At 42.3% G+C, this 15,152-nt stretch carries 7 protein-coding genes and 1 tRNA gene; 7 read left to right on the top strand and 1 reads right to left on the bottom strand.

Annotated elements, in window-relative coordinates; genetic code table 11:
- Positions 1-40 precede the first annotated feature (40 nt).
- From TY03_RS04880 to TY03_RS04860, 5 genes are all read left to right on the top strand, one after another.
- Positions 41-1,213, top strand: coding sequence for a glycoside hydrolase family 88 protein (locus tag TY03_RS04880; RefSeq protein WP_394330878.1), 1,173 nt, complete (start codon positions 41-43; stop codon positions 1,211-1,213).
- Positions 1,214-1,287: 74 nt separating this feature from the next.
- Positions 1,288-3,285: a beta-glucuronidase LacZ4 gene (lacZ4, locus tag TY03_RS04875; RefSeq protein ID WP_230201947.1), complete on the top strand. Its 1,998-nt coding sequence runs from the start codon at positions 1,288-1,290 to the stop codon at positions 3,283-3,285.
- Positions 3,286-3,526: 241 nt separating this feature from the next.
- Positions 3,527-6,781, top strand: coding sequence for a SusC/RagA family TonB-linked outer membrane protein (locus TY03_RS04870; protein WP_042367885.1), 3,255 nt, complete (start codon positions 3,527-3,529; stop codon positions 6,779-6,781).
- A gap of 12 nt (positions 6,782-6,793) precedes the next feature.
- Entirely contained in the window at positions 6,794-8,593 is a 1,800-nt protein-coding gene (locus tag TY03_RS04865) for a RagB/SusD family nutrient uptake outer membrane protein (RefSeq protein WP_042369165.1), read from the top strand.
- 24 nt (positions 8,594-8,617) lie between these two features.
- Positions 8,618-10,192, top strand: a complete 1,575-nt coding sequence (locus tag TY03_RS04860; RefSeq protein ID WP_042367884.1) for a sulfatase family protein — start codon at positions 8,618-8,620, stop codon at positions 10,190-10,192.
- Here the strand turns inward: TY03_RS04860 and TY03_RS04855 are convergent.
- Positions 10,179-14,087 (bottom strand): hybrid sensor histidine kinase/response regulator transcription factor, encoded by a 3,909-nt coding sequence (locus TY03_RS04855; RefSeq protein ID WP_042367882.1) that lies wholly within the window; start codon positions 14,085-14,087, stop codon positions 10,179-10,181. The two genes, TY03_RS04860 and TY03_RS04855, sit on opposite strands and share 14 nt — an antisense overlap.
- Before the next feature lie 175 nt (positions 14,088-14,262).
- On the opposite strand from TY03_RS04855, the gene TY03_RS04850 reads away from it, so the two are divergent.
- Positions 14,263-14,336 (top strand) — tRNA-Cys (locus TY03_RS04850).
- 344 nt (positions 14,337-14,680) lie between these two features.
- Positions 14,681-15,151, top strand: a complete 471-nt coding sequence (locus TY03_RS04845; RefSeq protein ID WP_042367879.1) for a nucleotidyltransferase family protein — start codon at positions 14,681-14,683, stop codon at positions 15,149-15,151.
- The last annotated feature ends 1 nt before the right edge of the window (position 15,152 follow it).

The raw sequence follows: 15,152 nt of genomic DNA, 5'->3' as shown, positions 1-15,152 counted from the left end.
ATTTAAACTAATGGTAGGAGCTGCTTGCACGCTGATGTGTATGGCATGCTCTAACACTCGGTCGGTAAGCCCGTTTATTCAAGAAAATGTAGATTTTGCCAAAGCTCAGCTAGGTCTTGCCATTGACACGATCGAAGCAAGTGGAAAATGTTTGAATCCTGTAACGCTTAATAGTAAAGGCGAAGTATATTACTGCGGATATAGTGACTGGCGCAGTGGGTTCTTTCCCGGTAGCATCTGGTATTTGTACGAACTAACAGGTGATACCACTTATCTGCCATTGGCAAAAAAATATACGGCTGCTATTCGTAAAGCAGAGAATTTGACTTGGCATCATGACATCGGATTTATCATTAACTGTAGCTTTGGAAACGGACTTCGTTTGGCTCCCGATACAGCATACGTTAATGTTATGAAGCAGGCAGCTCGTTCTCTTTCTACTCGCTTTCGTCCTAATGCTAAAATAATACAGAGTTGGGATGTAAAAGGAAACAGTTGGCAGAGCGAACGTGGATGGGAATGCCCTGTGATTATTGATAATATGATGAATCTTGAATTATTGTTTGAGGCGACGAAGCTATCCGGTGACTCTACTTTCTATCAAATAGCAGTCGATCATGCAGATCGTACACTTGCCGAGCATTTTCGTCCGGACGGAAGTTGCTACCATGTAGTGGATTATAGTATTGAGACTGGTGAGGTACGTCACAAACAGACGGCACAAGGATATGCAGACGAGTCAATCTGGTCTCGTGGGCAAGCATGGGCTATTTATGGTTTTACAGTATGCTATCGTGAGACGAAAGACCGTAAATACCTCGACCAAGCACTGAAAACGTTCGAGCTGATGAAAAATCATCCAAAGATGCCCGAAGATTTAATCCCTTATTGGGACATGGATGCACCTAATATTCCCAATGAACCGCGTGATGCTTCTTCGGCTTCTTGTATTGCTTCGGCACTATATGAGATTAGTACGTATGATGTGCCCAAGGCAGCCTCCTATAAAGAATATGCCGACCGCATAATGGAGAGTCTTTCTGCCCCTGCATACCGTGCGAAGGTAGGAGAGAACGGACGCTTTTTATTAATGCACAGCGTGGGTAGTATTCCTCACAACAGTGAGATTGATGTACCCTTGAATTATGCGGACTATTACTATTTGGAAGCATTGAAACGTAAGAAAGAACTAGAAAATCAAACAATAAAATAATGATGAGAATGAACACAAGAAACACAGGAAAGAGGATAGGGGTAGGACTTCTTTTTTACCTCTTTTTAGGATTAATGTCGGCTTCGGCACAGAGACAAGAGATTATATTGAATGATAATTGGGCGTTCCGTTTCTCTCACCAAGTACAAAAGCATACGCAACGAGTAGATTTGCCGCATACGTGGAATGGCCAGGATGCTCAATCGGGCAAGGCAGACTATAAACGGGGTATTGGCAACTACGAAAAGACACTCTATATACGTCCCGAATGGAAAGGTAAGCGACTGTTTTTACGTTTCGACGGTGTGAATAGTATTGCCAATGTATTTGTGAACCGTAAACACATCGGCGAGCATCGCGGAGGATATGCAGCTTTTGTCTTTGAAATTACCGATCAGGTCGAATATGGACAGAAGAACTCTCTGTTGGTACGTGCCAATAATGCCGAGCAACTGGATGTAATGCCATTGGTGGGCGATTTCAATTTCTATGGCGGTATCTATCGGGATGTACACTTGCTTATAACCGAACCGACCTGTATCTCTCCCTTAGATCATGCTTCGCCGGGTGTATACTTAGTGCAAGAGTCAGTGAATCGTAATCAGGCCGATGTAATGGTCAAAGTAAATTTGGATAATAAAACAGCCGCGCAAGACGTGGAACTTCGTGTACAAGTGAACGATGGAGCAAAGTTAATCAGCCGCCAAACCAGCCATGTTTCTTTGGCTTCCAATGCTGCTTTACAGACTCAGGTTCCTATATCTATCAAGAAACCGCGTTTGTGGAATGGGCGTAAAGATCCGTTTATGTATCAGGTTACAGTAGAACTGTTCAAAGGAGGTAAGCTGGTGGATAGCGTGAAGCAACCGTTGGGATTGCGTTATTACCATACCGATCCCGATAAAGGCTTTTTCCTGAATGGCGAACATATAGCGTTGAAAGGTGTATGCCGCCATCAAGACCGGGCAGAGGTGGGCAATGCACTTCGTCCTTGCCACCATGAAGAGGATGTAGCGCTTATGCTGGAGATGGGAGTCAATGCTGTTCGTTTAGCACACTATCCGCAGGCTTCTTATGTATACGATTTGATGGATAAATACGGTATCATTACTTGGGCAGAAATCCCATTTGTAGGTCCAGGAGGCTATGCCGATAAAGGATTTGTTGACCAAACTTCATTTCGCGAAAACGGTAAGCTTCAGCTGATAGAGTTAATACGTCAGCACTACAATCATCCTGCTATTTGCTTTTGGGGTATGTTCAATGAATTGAAGGAAGTGGGTGATAATCCCGTGGAGTATGTAAAAGAGCTAAATGCATTGTCCAAACGGGAAGACCCAACCCGTCCCACTACCTCTGCCAGTAATCAAGATGGATCTTTGAACTTCTTAACAGAAAACATTGCATGGAATCGCTATGACGGTTGGTATGGCAGCACGCCTCGCACACTTGCCACATTCCTTGATCAAACGCATAAGAAACATCCTCAACTGCGTATTGGTATCAGCGAATATGGAGCAGGAGCGAGTATTTATCATCAGCAAGATTCATTGAAGCAACCTGCACCGGCAGGATGGTGGCATCCAGAGAACTGGCAAACGTATTACCACATGGAGAACTGGAAAATCATTGCCGACCGTCCTTTTGTTTGGGGAACGTTTGTGTGGAATATGTTCGACTTTGGAGCTGCACACCGTACAGAGGGAGATCGACCGGGTATTAATGATAAAGGGCTTGTTACTTTCGACCGCAAAGTAAGGAAAGACGCTTTTTATTTCTATAAGGCCAATTGGAACAAACAAGAACCGACGCTTTACTTAGCCGAAAAGCGATGCACTCTTCGTACCCAGCCCGAACAAACGATCATGGCTTTTACAACAGCACCCGAGGTGGAGCTGTTTGTTAACAATGTAAGTCAAGGTAAGCAGAAAACCGATGGTTTTGCTACTGTTATATGGAAAGGTGTGAGCTTGCAAGAAGGAGAAAATGTGATTCGAGTTGTTACTCCCGGTAAGCATCCGTTGAGCGATCAAGTAACAGTAACCTATAGCCGTAATCCATTTATCCAGTAATGTAAAGATCGACTTCAAAGTATCATAATCTTCTCTCTCCTTTCTGTTTTGTTGAAGGGAGGGAGAAGATTTTTTTCTTTAATATGTCTTTTATTGCGTGAATTAGACGTTTTAAGACAAGAAATAGACGTTTCAAGAATAAGAAAGTGGATAGCTGACCGTAATTTTGCTACGTAATCTTTATATGAAAACACAGCATGGATTACAATTTTGTTAATATTTAAATTAAATCTAACGTATTATGAAACAAAAAAGGAAGCTGCTATTTATTTTTTGGAATTTGACAATTATTGTTGCTCTTTTTCTCTTCTCTACAACAGCAGTGGCACAGTCTTTATCTATTAAAGGCAATGTTTTTGACAAGGCAAACGAGCCTATTATTGGTGCTAGTATCTTAGTTGATGGAACTTCGAATGGTACTATTACTGATTTGAATGGCGAATTTACATTAAATAATGTGGGTCCCAAAGGTGTCCTCAAAATATCCTATATCGGTTATACTCCTCAAACAATTCATTTAGATGGGGAAAAAGTGTTATCGGTGACATTGCTTGAAGATACAGAGGTATTGGATGAAGTCGTAGTGGTAGGGTATGGAGTGCAGAAGAAAGTGAATTTGACCGGATCGGTTTCTGCAGTTAGCGGAAATGAGTTAAGTCGTCGTCCGGTGGTGGATGCTACACAAAGCTTACAAGGATTAATCCCTGGATTATTAGTTTCGAATAATGAGTCCGGTCGACCTGGAGCTACTGGATCTTTAACCTTGCGTGGACAGGGCAATCTTGCTAATAACGCTAATCCATACGTATTGGTAGATGGTGTTGAAATGAATTTGTCGGACGTAAACCCTAGTGATATTGAAAACATATCGGTATTGAAAGATGCAGCAGCTTGTGCTATTTATGGAGCACGTGCTGCTTATGGGGTAATTCTAGTTACTACTAAAAAAGGAGAAGAGGGGAAAATGCGCATCAATTACCAGGGTACTGTTGGATGGAACTCGCCAACGGTATTACCGGAGATGGCTAATTCCTATGAATTTGCAACTTTCTTTAATGATGCATGTATCAATGCCGGACTTCCTAAACAATATAGTGATGAGAAGCTAGGGTTGTTACAACAATATATGAAAGATCCCGGAAGCGTAGATTGTTGGTCTGAGTTGCCTGCTCATGCTACTATGAATCCTGCTTTCGAGAATTCAGGAAACGGAGTGGGCAATGTTGATTATTTCAAATTGCATTATAAAGATTATGCTTTTAAGCAGAACCACAATTTGAGTGTTAGCGGAGGTGGAAAGAAAGCACAGTACTATGTGTCGGGAGGATTTTATTCGGAAGACGGCATTATGCGATATGCGTCTATGGATTACTCGCGCTTCAACTTCAATGCGAATGTTACTTCCGAAATAACAGAGTGGCTTAAGATGAGAGTCAATACGAAATTCATGCATTCTGATCAGAATACTCCCTTTGGTGATGGAGGTATATCTGAAGGGTTTTATCATTCATTGGCAAGATTTAGACCTACAGTTAGCCCTATTGATCCCAATGGACATTTTACAGAACTTACCATGATTCCTTATCTACAAAGTGGAACGAATGTCAATACCCAGAAGGATAATATAAATATGACTGTAGGCTTTGAGGCTCAACCACTCAAAAATTGGCGTATCTTCTTTGACTATACTTATAAATTAGGAAATACAGAGGGCAAAGCGTTGAATGTAGCACCTCTGATTTATGCAGCTGATGGAGTGACTACCTCTAAAGGGGTGCGTGACGAGTTGGGAATGGCTAAAGATGGTCGTTTTACTCGTACTATGTCACGAGACCGTTATCAGTCAATCAATCTATACACCAATTATTTATTCTCAGTCACTGATCATAATTTTACTTTGATGGCTGGATTCCAGGAAGATGAGTCTGATTATAGCTACTTGAAGAACTCAGTGAATAATTTATATTCGACGTCGAATCCTGGTTTGGGGCTTGGATCAGGCGATAAAACAATTATCGATACACGTAATGGATGGGCTACCAGAGGATTTTTCGGCCGCATAAATTACGATTATGATGGTCGCTATCTACTTGAAATGAATGGGAGATATGATGGATCTTCACGCTTTGCTTCAGGACACCGATGGGGCTTTTTCCCATCTGTTTCTTTAGGATGGAATGTAACTCGTGAAAAATTCATGGAACCTGTTACACACATACTTTCTAATTTAAAATTACGTGCTTCATACGGTTTACTGGGAAATCAGACAGGTGCTGATTTGTATACTTTTGCCGCGATGATGAATCTCAATAGTGGCTTGGGGGGGTATATCTTTCCTGATGGTCGCCATGTATACACAAAGGCTCCCGGGGTAATTGATCCTAATACTACTTGGGAAAAAGTTGAAAGTAAAAATATAGGTATTGATTTCGGTTTTTGGGGAAACGCATTGACGGGTACTTTTGATGTATTTCAACGCAACACCAAAGACATGTTAGGCCCTAATGCTGATTTTGCTGATCTGTTTGGTGCTACTGCTCCCAATACCAATAATGCCTGTATGCGTAATCGTGGTTGGGAGTTGATGTTGAACTATCGCGGAAAAATAGGTAAAGACATTGATTATAGCTTGGGTTTCTCCCTTTCTGATGCTATATCCGAAGTCACACAATATGAGAATCCAACAGGCACCAATCCTGATGCAAACTGGTATGTAGGTAAAACAGTAGGGGAGATATGGGGGTATCGCAGTTCGGGGTTGATTCAAACGACTGAAGAGGCTGCCGAATATAATACCAAGTATAATCTTGCTTATTTATCTGGGAAACCTTGGGAACCGGGTGATGTGAAATACATTGATTTGAATGGTGATAATAAAATTAATAATGGTAGTAATATATTGGGTGATATGGGCGATATGACAATTATTGGTAATACCACTCCCCGTTATCAATATACAGTTAATGGTTCTATCGCTTGGAAAGGTTTTTCATTGAGTATGATGTTTCAAGGAGTAGGCAAGCGAGACTGGATAGCTGACCAAGGCACTTCATATTTTTGGGGATCTGGTGCTTATGCACAAGTGACTGTATTTAAACAACATATGGACTACTGGACTAAAGATAATCCGGATGCGTATTACCCTAGACCTTATACAGGACCTGCAGGGAAAATTGGAGAGTTTCGCAATAAAACATCACAGCGCAGTGATCGATACATTCAGAGTGCTGCATATTGTCGTTTGAAAAACTTGACGTTGAGTTATGATTTACCCGATACCTGGGTTGACAAAACCGGACTAGGTAAGGTACAAGTCTTCTTTTCTGGCGAGAATTTACTTACTTTTACCCAATTGGCTGATATGTTCGACCCTGAAGCACTCTTCACTTATAGTTCGTATGGGAAGGATTCCAGCGGTAAGATATCTCTCGATCAAGCTGGTAAAAACTACCCAATGAACAGAGTACTTTCTTTAGGTTTAATTGTTAATTTCTAATTTATGTATATTATGAATCGATTACACATATTCATGAGTCTTATTTTGACTCTGTGCTTGACAGCCTGTTTTGACTTAGACAAAATGCCAGAAGGCGTATTATCAACGACCAATGCCTTTACTAGTACAGGAGAAATAAGAAACTATTTGGATCAGTTTTATGAAACCGGTGTACGCAAACAAGACTTCAATGTGGGAACCGCTGTTGGTATCGTTGGAAAAGATATGCAAAGTGATAATATGTCTTCTAATGTTGTAGATACCCGTTTGGCCGGTGAAATAGCATTGAGCAATGCTAGTAAACTAACCAATTACACATATATTCGTAACATTAATTTCTTGCTTAAAAATATCAGCAACTGCACCGATAAGGGGACGGCTTATGAACAATGTCTGGGGGAAGCTTATTACTTTCGGGCATGGTACTATTATCAGATGTTTATTGACTATGGACCACTGACATGGGTAAACGAGCCGCTTGATCCTTCGCAGGAAAAAATGGAGCAAGCTCGTGCCGGGCGTACAGTTATTGCCGATAGTATTTTAAATGACTTAGATAAGGCTATTAAGTATTTGAACGAACAAAAAAGTAGTGCTACGATGCGTGTACATCGTGATGTGGCTCGTGCTTTGAAAAGCGAGGTAGCACTGTTTGAAGGTACTTGGGAAAAATATCATAAAGCCAAAGGTGATGAATTTTATGATAAAGCAGTGACCGATGATAAAATAAAAAGTTATTTGACACAAGCTGCCCAAGCTGCTCAAGATGTAATGGAACGTAGCGTTTGGAAAATCTCGACTGGAAATCCGTTGACAGCTTATCGAGATTTATTTATTACCGGTAATCTTTCTTCGAACCCTGAAGTGTTGTGGTTTAAAATGTACGATGGTGATAATGTAGGAAACTCTGTAACTCGTTATCTAAATAAAGGAGGTGGGCAAACAGGTGTTACATTATCTTTGGTAGATGATTATCTGACAATTGATGGAAAGCCTTTTGTAGGTGCAGTACGTGAGATCGCTCAGAAAGTATATGGCGATGAATTAAAACCCAGTTTACGTGACCCTCGTTTATCGCAAACGGTATGTATGCCGGGTCAAGAGTTGCGTCCTAATGGAGGGTATACTTATACCGTTCCACCTTTAGATGGAAATAGTTATAGTATGAATACGACCGGCTACTCTTTATTGAAATATGTCGAGTTTAATACGACAAACACTGCTGCTTTAGATACCGAGAATAAAGGATCTACACCTGCTATTCAATTTAGATATGCCGATGTACTTCTTAATTATGCTGAAGCACTCGCCGAACTGGATGGAGTTGCTTATGCTACTAAAATAGCTGCTGCTCTTAAGCCTCTTCGAGATCGGGTAGGTATGCCGGACGTTGATTTTGATCGCGAATATAATGTGGCGGCTGATTATCCTTTTCACACTCTTGATAAATATATTCAGGTTGTACGTCGTGAACGGCGAGTTGAGAAGGCCTGTGAAGGACGTCGTTTTGAGGATATTCAACGCTGGGCAGTAGCTGATGTGCTAATCCAAGGTAAACATGCGGTCGGTGCCCTTTTTGTTGGAAGTAATCTTCAGACTTCCTATACAAAACTTATTTATGATCAAACTAGTAATAATAACTTGTACTTAACCGGTAATCCCGGGGATGCGAAGCGCTATATTCTTCCGCAAAATCCCAAAGGTTATGGCAGCGGATGGAAGTTTGATATAGAGCGAGATTATTTGCTCCCCATCCAACCTCGTATGCTTTCATTGACAGGAAACAAATGGGTACAAAACCCAAAATGGTAAAATATATAAAAGTAATCAGTTAACATGGAAAAACTAACATCCGTATTTTTAAACTCTTTAGTAGGAACAGCGACGATTTTATCGTTCTCCTCTTTTGATAGCCCGAAGAACAAGAAGGATAAGTCAAAGCAACCAATGAATATCGTATATATAATGTGCGATGATCATTCTTATCAAACAATCAGTGCTTACGATCAACGATTCACACAAACACCCAACATAGACCGCATTGCCAACGAAGGAGTGCGATTCACCAACAGTTTTGTTGCCAATTCGCTTAGCGGTCCCAGTCGGGCTTGCATGCTGACAGGCAAACACAGCCATGCGAATGGCTATATGGACAATAGCAACGGTGCCTTTGATGGTAGCCAGCAAACGTACCCGAAGTTGTTGCAACAGGTAGGATACGAGACGGCTATCATTGGTAAGTGGCACTTGGTATCATCGCCTACGGGATTCAACTATTGGGATATTCTCATTGGACAAGGCGAGTATTACAACCCCACATTTATCACCAATGGGGTGAAGCAGCAGCGCGAAGGCTACGCTACCAATATCGTAACCGATTTGGCTATCGACTGGATGGACACGAAGCGAGATAAGAGTAAGCCTTTCTGTCTGTTGCTTCATCACAAGGCTCCTCACCGTACGTGGATGCCCGATTTATGCGACCTCGACCTGAATGAAGATGTGGTGTACCCACTTCCTGCCAACTTCTACGATAAGTATGAGGGGAGAATCCCTGCATCCAAGCAAGAGATGAGTATCATTAAAGACATGGATTTGATATACGATCTCAAGATGGCCGATAAAGAGGATGAAATTCATACCAAGACCGGACTCGAACAGGCCGGGCGAAGTATGTACAACCGACTGAATCCGGAACAAAAAGCAGCGTGGGATAAGCACTACGATCCAATTATCAAAAAGTTCAAAGAGTCTAAACTTACCGGTAAGGCATTGGCCGAATGGAAATACCAGCAGTATATGCACGATTACATACGGGTGATTCACTCTATTGACCGTAATGTAGGCAAGGTACTTGATTACCTCGCCAAAAGCGGTTTGCTCGATCAGACAATGATTGTGTACACCTCCGATCAAGGTTTTTATATGGGCGAACATGGATGGTTCGATAAGCGTTTTATGTACGAAGAGTCTTTTCGCACACCATTGTTGGTACGCTTGCCCGGTGGCAAACAGGGAGATATAGACCAGATGGTGCAAAACATCGATTACGGCCCTACTATACTCGATTTGGCAGGTGTAAAGACTCCGTCTGATATGCATGGCGTTTCATTCCTTCCGTTGCTTCGGGGTAAGAAAGTGCCCGATTGGCGCAAGTCACTTTATTATCACTTTTACGAATATCCGGCCGAACATGCAGTAAGAAGGCATTATGGCGTGCGTACCGAACGGTATAAGTTGATTCATTTCTATAATGATATTGACTGCTGGGAGTTGTACGACTTGCAGGAAGACCCCATGGAGATGCACAACCTCTACGGACAATCGGGAACTGAGAAACTGACCAAAGAGTTGAAAAAAGAACTGCTGAAACTTCAGGTGCAATACAACGATCCGATCAGGAACCGCTAACGATTCGCTTTCTATATTCCGACGGACTTTCTCCCATCAACGACTTAAATGTAGTACTAAAGTTGCGTTGATGGGAGAAACCCGTTTGTTCGGATATGTCCCGTATGCTTAATTCGGTTGTCATCAGTAGCTGGGCGGCATACTCTATTCGCTGCTTGGTGATGTATTCATTGACCCCGATGCCGATGGTTGTTTTCATCTTATTGTAAAGCGAAGCCCGGCTCATACGCATGAGTTCGGCTACCAGATTAACATCCAGTGCTACATTGGCTCTGTTCTCGCGAATCACGTTGTTGAGTTGAACAACAAACTGTTCGTCTGCCTGATTATTCATTTTCCCTTCTTTCTTCTCTACCTGTTCGATACCTGCATATCGCTTTTGTACGATGGACTGATGGTTCAGAATGTTTTGTATCTGTAGTAGCAAGGTATCCATGTCGAACGGTTTCGCCACATAAGCATCGGCTCCTGTTTTATAGCCGTCTTCGGTACTTGGCTCGTCGGCATGCGAAGCCAGTAGGATAACCGGAATGTAGTTGAACTCGGCACTCTGCTTAACTTTTCTACAGAGTTCCAATCCATCCATCCGAGGCATGATGACGTCACTGATAATCAGTTGCGGCAGGTGCGATACAACAATGGGAATGGCTTCCATTCCGTCATGTGCGATGTGTATTACCTCGAACATAGCTTGCAGGTTGCAGGCCAGATAATCGCATAAGTCGGGATCATCATCTACTATGAGTACCGAATGAAACCGGTTCGGCAATACTTCTGCTTTCTGCAACGAAAGTGTCTGAGGGGGGAGTAGCTCATTCAAATAAGGCTTTGCCGGACAGGGTACACAGACCGGTTCTTGCCGATTGGGCAGTGTGAAATAAAAGGTAGCTCCTTTCTCCTTATTATTCATGGCACCGATGGTTCCTTGATGCATCTCTACCAGTTGCTTGGCATAAGACAGGCCGATTCCACTTCCTTGAATATGATGATCTCCTTGCTCAAACCGCGTAAATAACCCTTGCGGGTCTACTGCTCCCAGACCGATACCTTCATCGCATACCTCGATCCTGATAATACTTCCTGCTTGCTCCAACCGGGTCGAAACAGTAACCGTAGTATCCGGATGGCTAAATTTATAAGCATTCATCAGCAGATTATTAAGGATGATTTCACATTGTCCTACATCAAAAGAGACGGTCTGTATGTTACTGTCCGCATCAAAAACCAAGCGGATATTTCGCATATCGAACTCATCTTTAAAATCGTTGACTATATCTTGCAACCACTCATTAAGCAAGGTAGGTGTTAGGTTCAACGTGTTTTTCCCCACCTCCATTTTGCGCATATGGAGTATCATGTTGATGATATTCTTCATCTGCCGTGCCTGCTTAAAAGCTCCTTGTAGCTTGCCTCGCAGCTCCAGTGGTACTTGTCTGCTACTCAGCAACTGCTTCAATGGCGTGTAAATAAGGGTCAGTGGCGTGCGTAGTTCGTGGTTGATGTTGATTAACGCCTGCACCTTCTCTTTGTATATTTCCCGCTCTTTCTCCTTCAGCTTTTGTTGCAGATGCTCTTCGCGGCGGCGAATGATATAAATGATTGCTGAGATGAGTGCAGCAACAACACATAATATAAACCAGGTGCGTTGCCACCAAGGTGGGAGCACAGTTAAATCGAGCAGGGTAAAAGGTACACTCCACAATCCGTCTGATTGTGTGCATTGTGCTTTAATCTGATAATGCCCCGGTGGCAAAGTAGGAATCAAGAAGTGCGATTTCGATGATTCGGTAAAACTATGGTTTAGCCCTTCGATCTGATACCTGTAAATTCGTTTGCGGAAGATGTCTGTTCCATCCAGTTTGGTATGTACCCTCAGCGATGAAAAGTTCGACGGTATCTCTAACCGGGATACTTGTCCCATCTGTTTGGGCACCACATTGTTTCCGTTTAAGTTTACGTCGAGTAAACTAATTCTTAATGCAGTGCTTGTTTCATGCATTTGCTTGTTCATGGACTGATTGACTCTGGCCAACCCCATGGCACCGCCCATGTACACATCACCGTTGCGAGTCAGTAGTACGGGTTTGGGTAGAAAGTCGTTGGGAAGTACCCCGTCCGATTCACTAAAAAGAATGAATCGCTGTTCTTTGGGAAAATAGGCATACAATGCACCCGAGGTTCCCATCCATAAAACCCCTTTGCGATCCATGATAAGCGAGGTAACGATGTCATTCTGATCGGGCAGTTTGATCGGGGTTGTTTTCCCGCTTTCTATATGATAGATGCTCAGTCCGCTTTTCTCGGCTATCCATATACGTCCTTCTGTCGGTTCCAGATAGGCTGTTAGGATCTGATTCCCTTGTTTTTTATATACTGATTCAAACCGGTCGCTTTGTCGGTTATAACAAAACACAATGTTTTTGTTGTGATAATACGTGTTTGCCTGATAGTTTCCAAGGGCAATGGCCGATTCATTATATTGCCTGGAGGGAACTTGTATCTTTGTAAACAGGTTCTTGTCGCGCACATACCGATAAGCATATTCTCCATGAAATTCGATTTCATTTTCGGAATTGACGAATAGGTTGGTTGGGCTGCCGGAGTAACTGATTTCATCGTCCATGACCTTTCCCATGGCCTGAAAGCGATGGTATCGCCCGCTTTTCTTATCGAAGAGATAGATACCTTTAGTGAAGCTCGACACCAATAGCTCGCTATCCGAATAGGGGCAGATGGATACAATCTTACCACCGGAAGTAGATGGAAAATGTGTGAATTGCTCTGTTCTCGGGTTGAAGCTGTTGATACCTCCGCCATCTGTGCCGATCCATATGGTGCCGTCCTTGTCTTCGAGCAAGCTTAAAGGGCACTTCTCGGATAGTCCCGACGGATCGTTTTGCGGTACCTTCGAGTAGGTGGTGATGAAATTCTCCTTGGCTCCCAATACACCTTCGCGCACCATTCCTATCCACATATTGTTGACCCCGTTGTGCAGACAGGTTACCGAGTTGGCGGGGAATTTATGATCGTTGTTGTTCGATAAGACTGTGATCTCTTCCGTACCTCCTCTTATGATATTAATACCTCCTCCGTCTGTAGCCAGCCAAATATCTCCGTTACGCTCTTCGATATCCAACACCACGTCATTGCTCAGCGAAGAGTTGCGCGTATGAAAGGACCGTATCAAACTCCCTCCTTGCGTATAGCACGATACTCCTTTGCCGTAATATGCTATCCAGAACCTTTGTTTGGAGTCTACGTAGAAATCTTGCACGTTAGTTTGTTTTCCAAAGGGGCTTTCCTGTATCTCTCCCGTGTGGCGGTCAATGAGTACCAATTGTTGATATTGGGTAGAGGCTATATAATATTTCTCATTATAGATCTTTATTTTTCTGCACAGCACCTCTTTTTCTCCTTCTTTAACGATGATGCGTCCGTTGTATCGCAAGTCTTTTGTATATCGTAGCAATGCGCCGATTACCGGAAAAATCAGTTGGTTGCTTTCCGATAAAAGTGTGTGTGCCTCTAAGGGCTTATTGTTGAATAGGAATGCCTCGAAGACATCCTTCTCCGGATTGTACCGACTGGTTCCTTCGGGGTGAAACATCCAGATATTTCCCTGTTTATCACCGTCGATACGATAGATGTACGGAATGTTCTGTCCTTTTGCCGACGGCGAATATCTTTTCAATTTTTCTCCATCAAAGCGATAAGCTCCATAGATGGTACCTATCCACAGAAAGCCATCGTTGCCATCGTATACGGTTGTTACGGAAGAGGGGAGTCCTTCTTTGATGGATATCTGTTTAAAATAATAGTATGCCGAGCCGTTGGCCTGTGCCGAGGGAAAAAGGGAAAAGAGTGCAATAATTAAAAATAGGTAGGTGCTTTTCATTTTATCCTGTCTTTAGATCGATACAAATGTACGTGATTTCCTTTAATTCCCGTTGAAGGTTGTGCAAAAAAACGGTTTCTTACGCTTTCAGAATAGATGTGTATTAAAAAAGAGATAGAGTTTTTTGGTAGTTTGAAAATTTGTACTACCTTTGCAACCGCAAAACGGAAAACAGGGTTCCTTGGCCGAGTGGCTAGGCACCGGTCTGCAAAACCGTCTACGGCGGTTCGAATCCGCCAGGAACCTCCATCGTTACTCTAAATCCCCTAAAAGTCAATTACTTTTAGGGGATTTTTCTTTGTGGATTCCAATTTAGTGGCATAGGGTGACACGTTGCGACGTACCTCAGAGGCAAGAGAATATTTTAGAATATGCCTCTGATACTACCTTGACTCATTTAAGATGTTTTGAGAAACAACAAAGTTTGATGGTTTGAGTCCTGTTTCTGCGAAATGGTAGGAGCCTATCGGGGAATTGATACCAAATCGGATTCCAGCTTTCTATAATAAGGTATCGGTTTATCTGCTGAATTGGATCGTCTTTTGCTATTATCCTGAAATATATTATGTACTTTTGCTATAGATAATAGAAATATGAAGATTAAAGACAAAATAACTCAGACCCTTGCGAGCATAGCTATTGAGCTACAGGAAATAAGTTCTGAATTTTATATCATAGGTGCATCTGCTATGATTCTATCGGAGGTAGAGATAGGGGAAACTTTTGATATTGATATTTTGACTACCGAAGCAAACTCACTCAAATTACAGCAACTACTAAGTAGGTATATAGAAGTTGCTCCAAAAACAAAAGAGAATGATTTATTTCGTTCCAATTTTGCCAGATTCCATCTTCCTTTAATGGATATAGAGGTCATGGGAGACCTTCAAATCAAGAAAAACAATGTTTGGTTACCTGTTTGTGTGGAAAAATATAGAGAAATATTCATCGGAAATTTAATAATCAGAATACCTACCCTTGAAGAGCAGAAAAGAATCTTATCTTTCTTTGGCAGGGAAAAAGACTTAAAAAGGATTCCAACACTGAATAAGTATCTTCCATGAA

Source organism: Bacteroides neonati, from assembly GCF_000499785.1.
Taxonomy (GTDB): Bacteria; Bacteroidota; Bacteroidia; order Bacteroidales; family Bacteroidaceae; genus Bacteroides; species Bacteroides neonati.
The sequence above is the reverse complement of the archived record's forward strand: the minus strand, read 5'-3'. Positions and strand labels throughout refer to the sequence as shown.

Excerpts from the sequence above, each read along its gene's own strand:
- lacZ4 (WP_230201947.1), top strand. The coding sequence starts at position 1,288 with ATGTCGGCTTCGGCACAGAGACAAGAGATTATATTGAATGATAATTGG.
- TY03_RS04845 (WP_042367879.1), top strand. The coding sequence starts at position 14,681 with ATGAAGATTAAAGACAAAATAACTCAGACCCTTGCGAGCATAGCTATT.
- TY03_RS04865 (WP_042369165.1), top strand. The coding sequence starts at position 6,794 with ATGAATCGATTACACATATTCATGAGTCTTATTTTGACTCTGTGCTTG.
- TY03_RS04855 (WP_042367882.1), bottom strand. The coding sequence starts at position 14,087 with ATGAAAAGCACCTACCTATTTTTAATTATTGCACTCTTTTCCCTTTTT.
- TY03_RS04880 (WP_394330878.1), top strand. The coding sequence starts at position 41 with ATGGCATGCTCTAACACTCGGTCGGTAAGCCCGTTTATTCAAGAAAAT.
- TY03_RS04860 (WP_042367884.1), top strand. The coding sequence starts at position 8,618 with ATGGAAAAACTAACATCCGTATTTTTAAACTCTTTAGTAGGAACAGCG.
- TY03_RS04870 (WP_042367885.1), top strand. The coding sequence starts at position 3,527 with ATGAAACAAAAAAGGAAGCTGCTATTTATTTTTTGGAATTTGACAATT.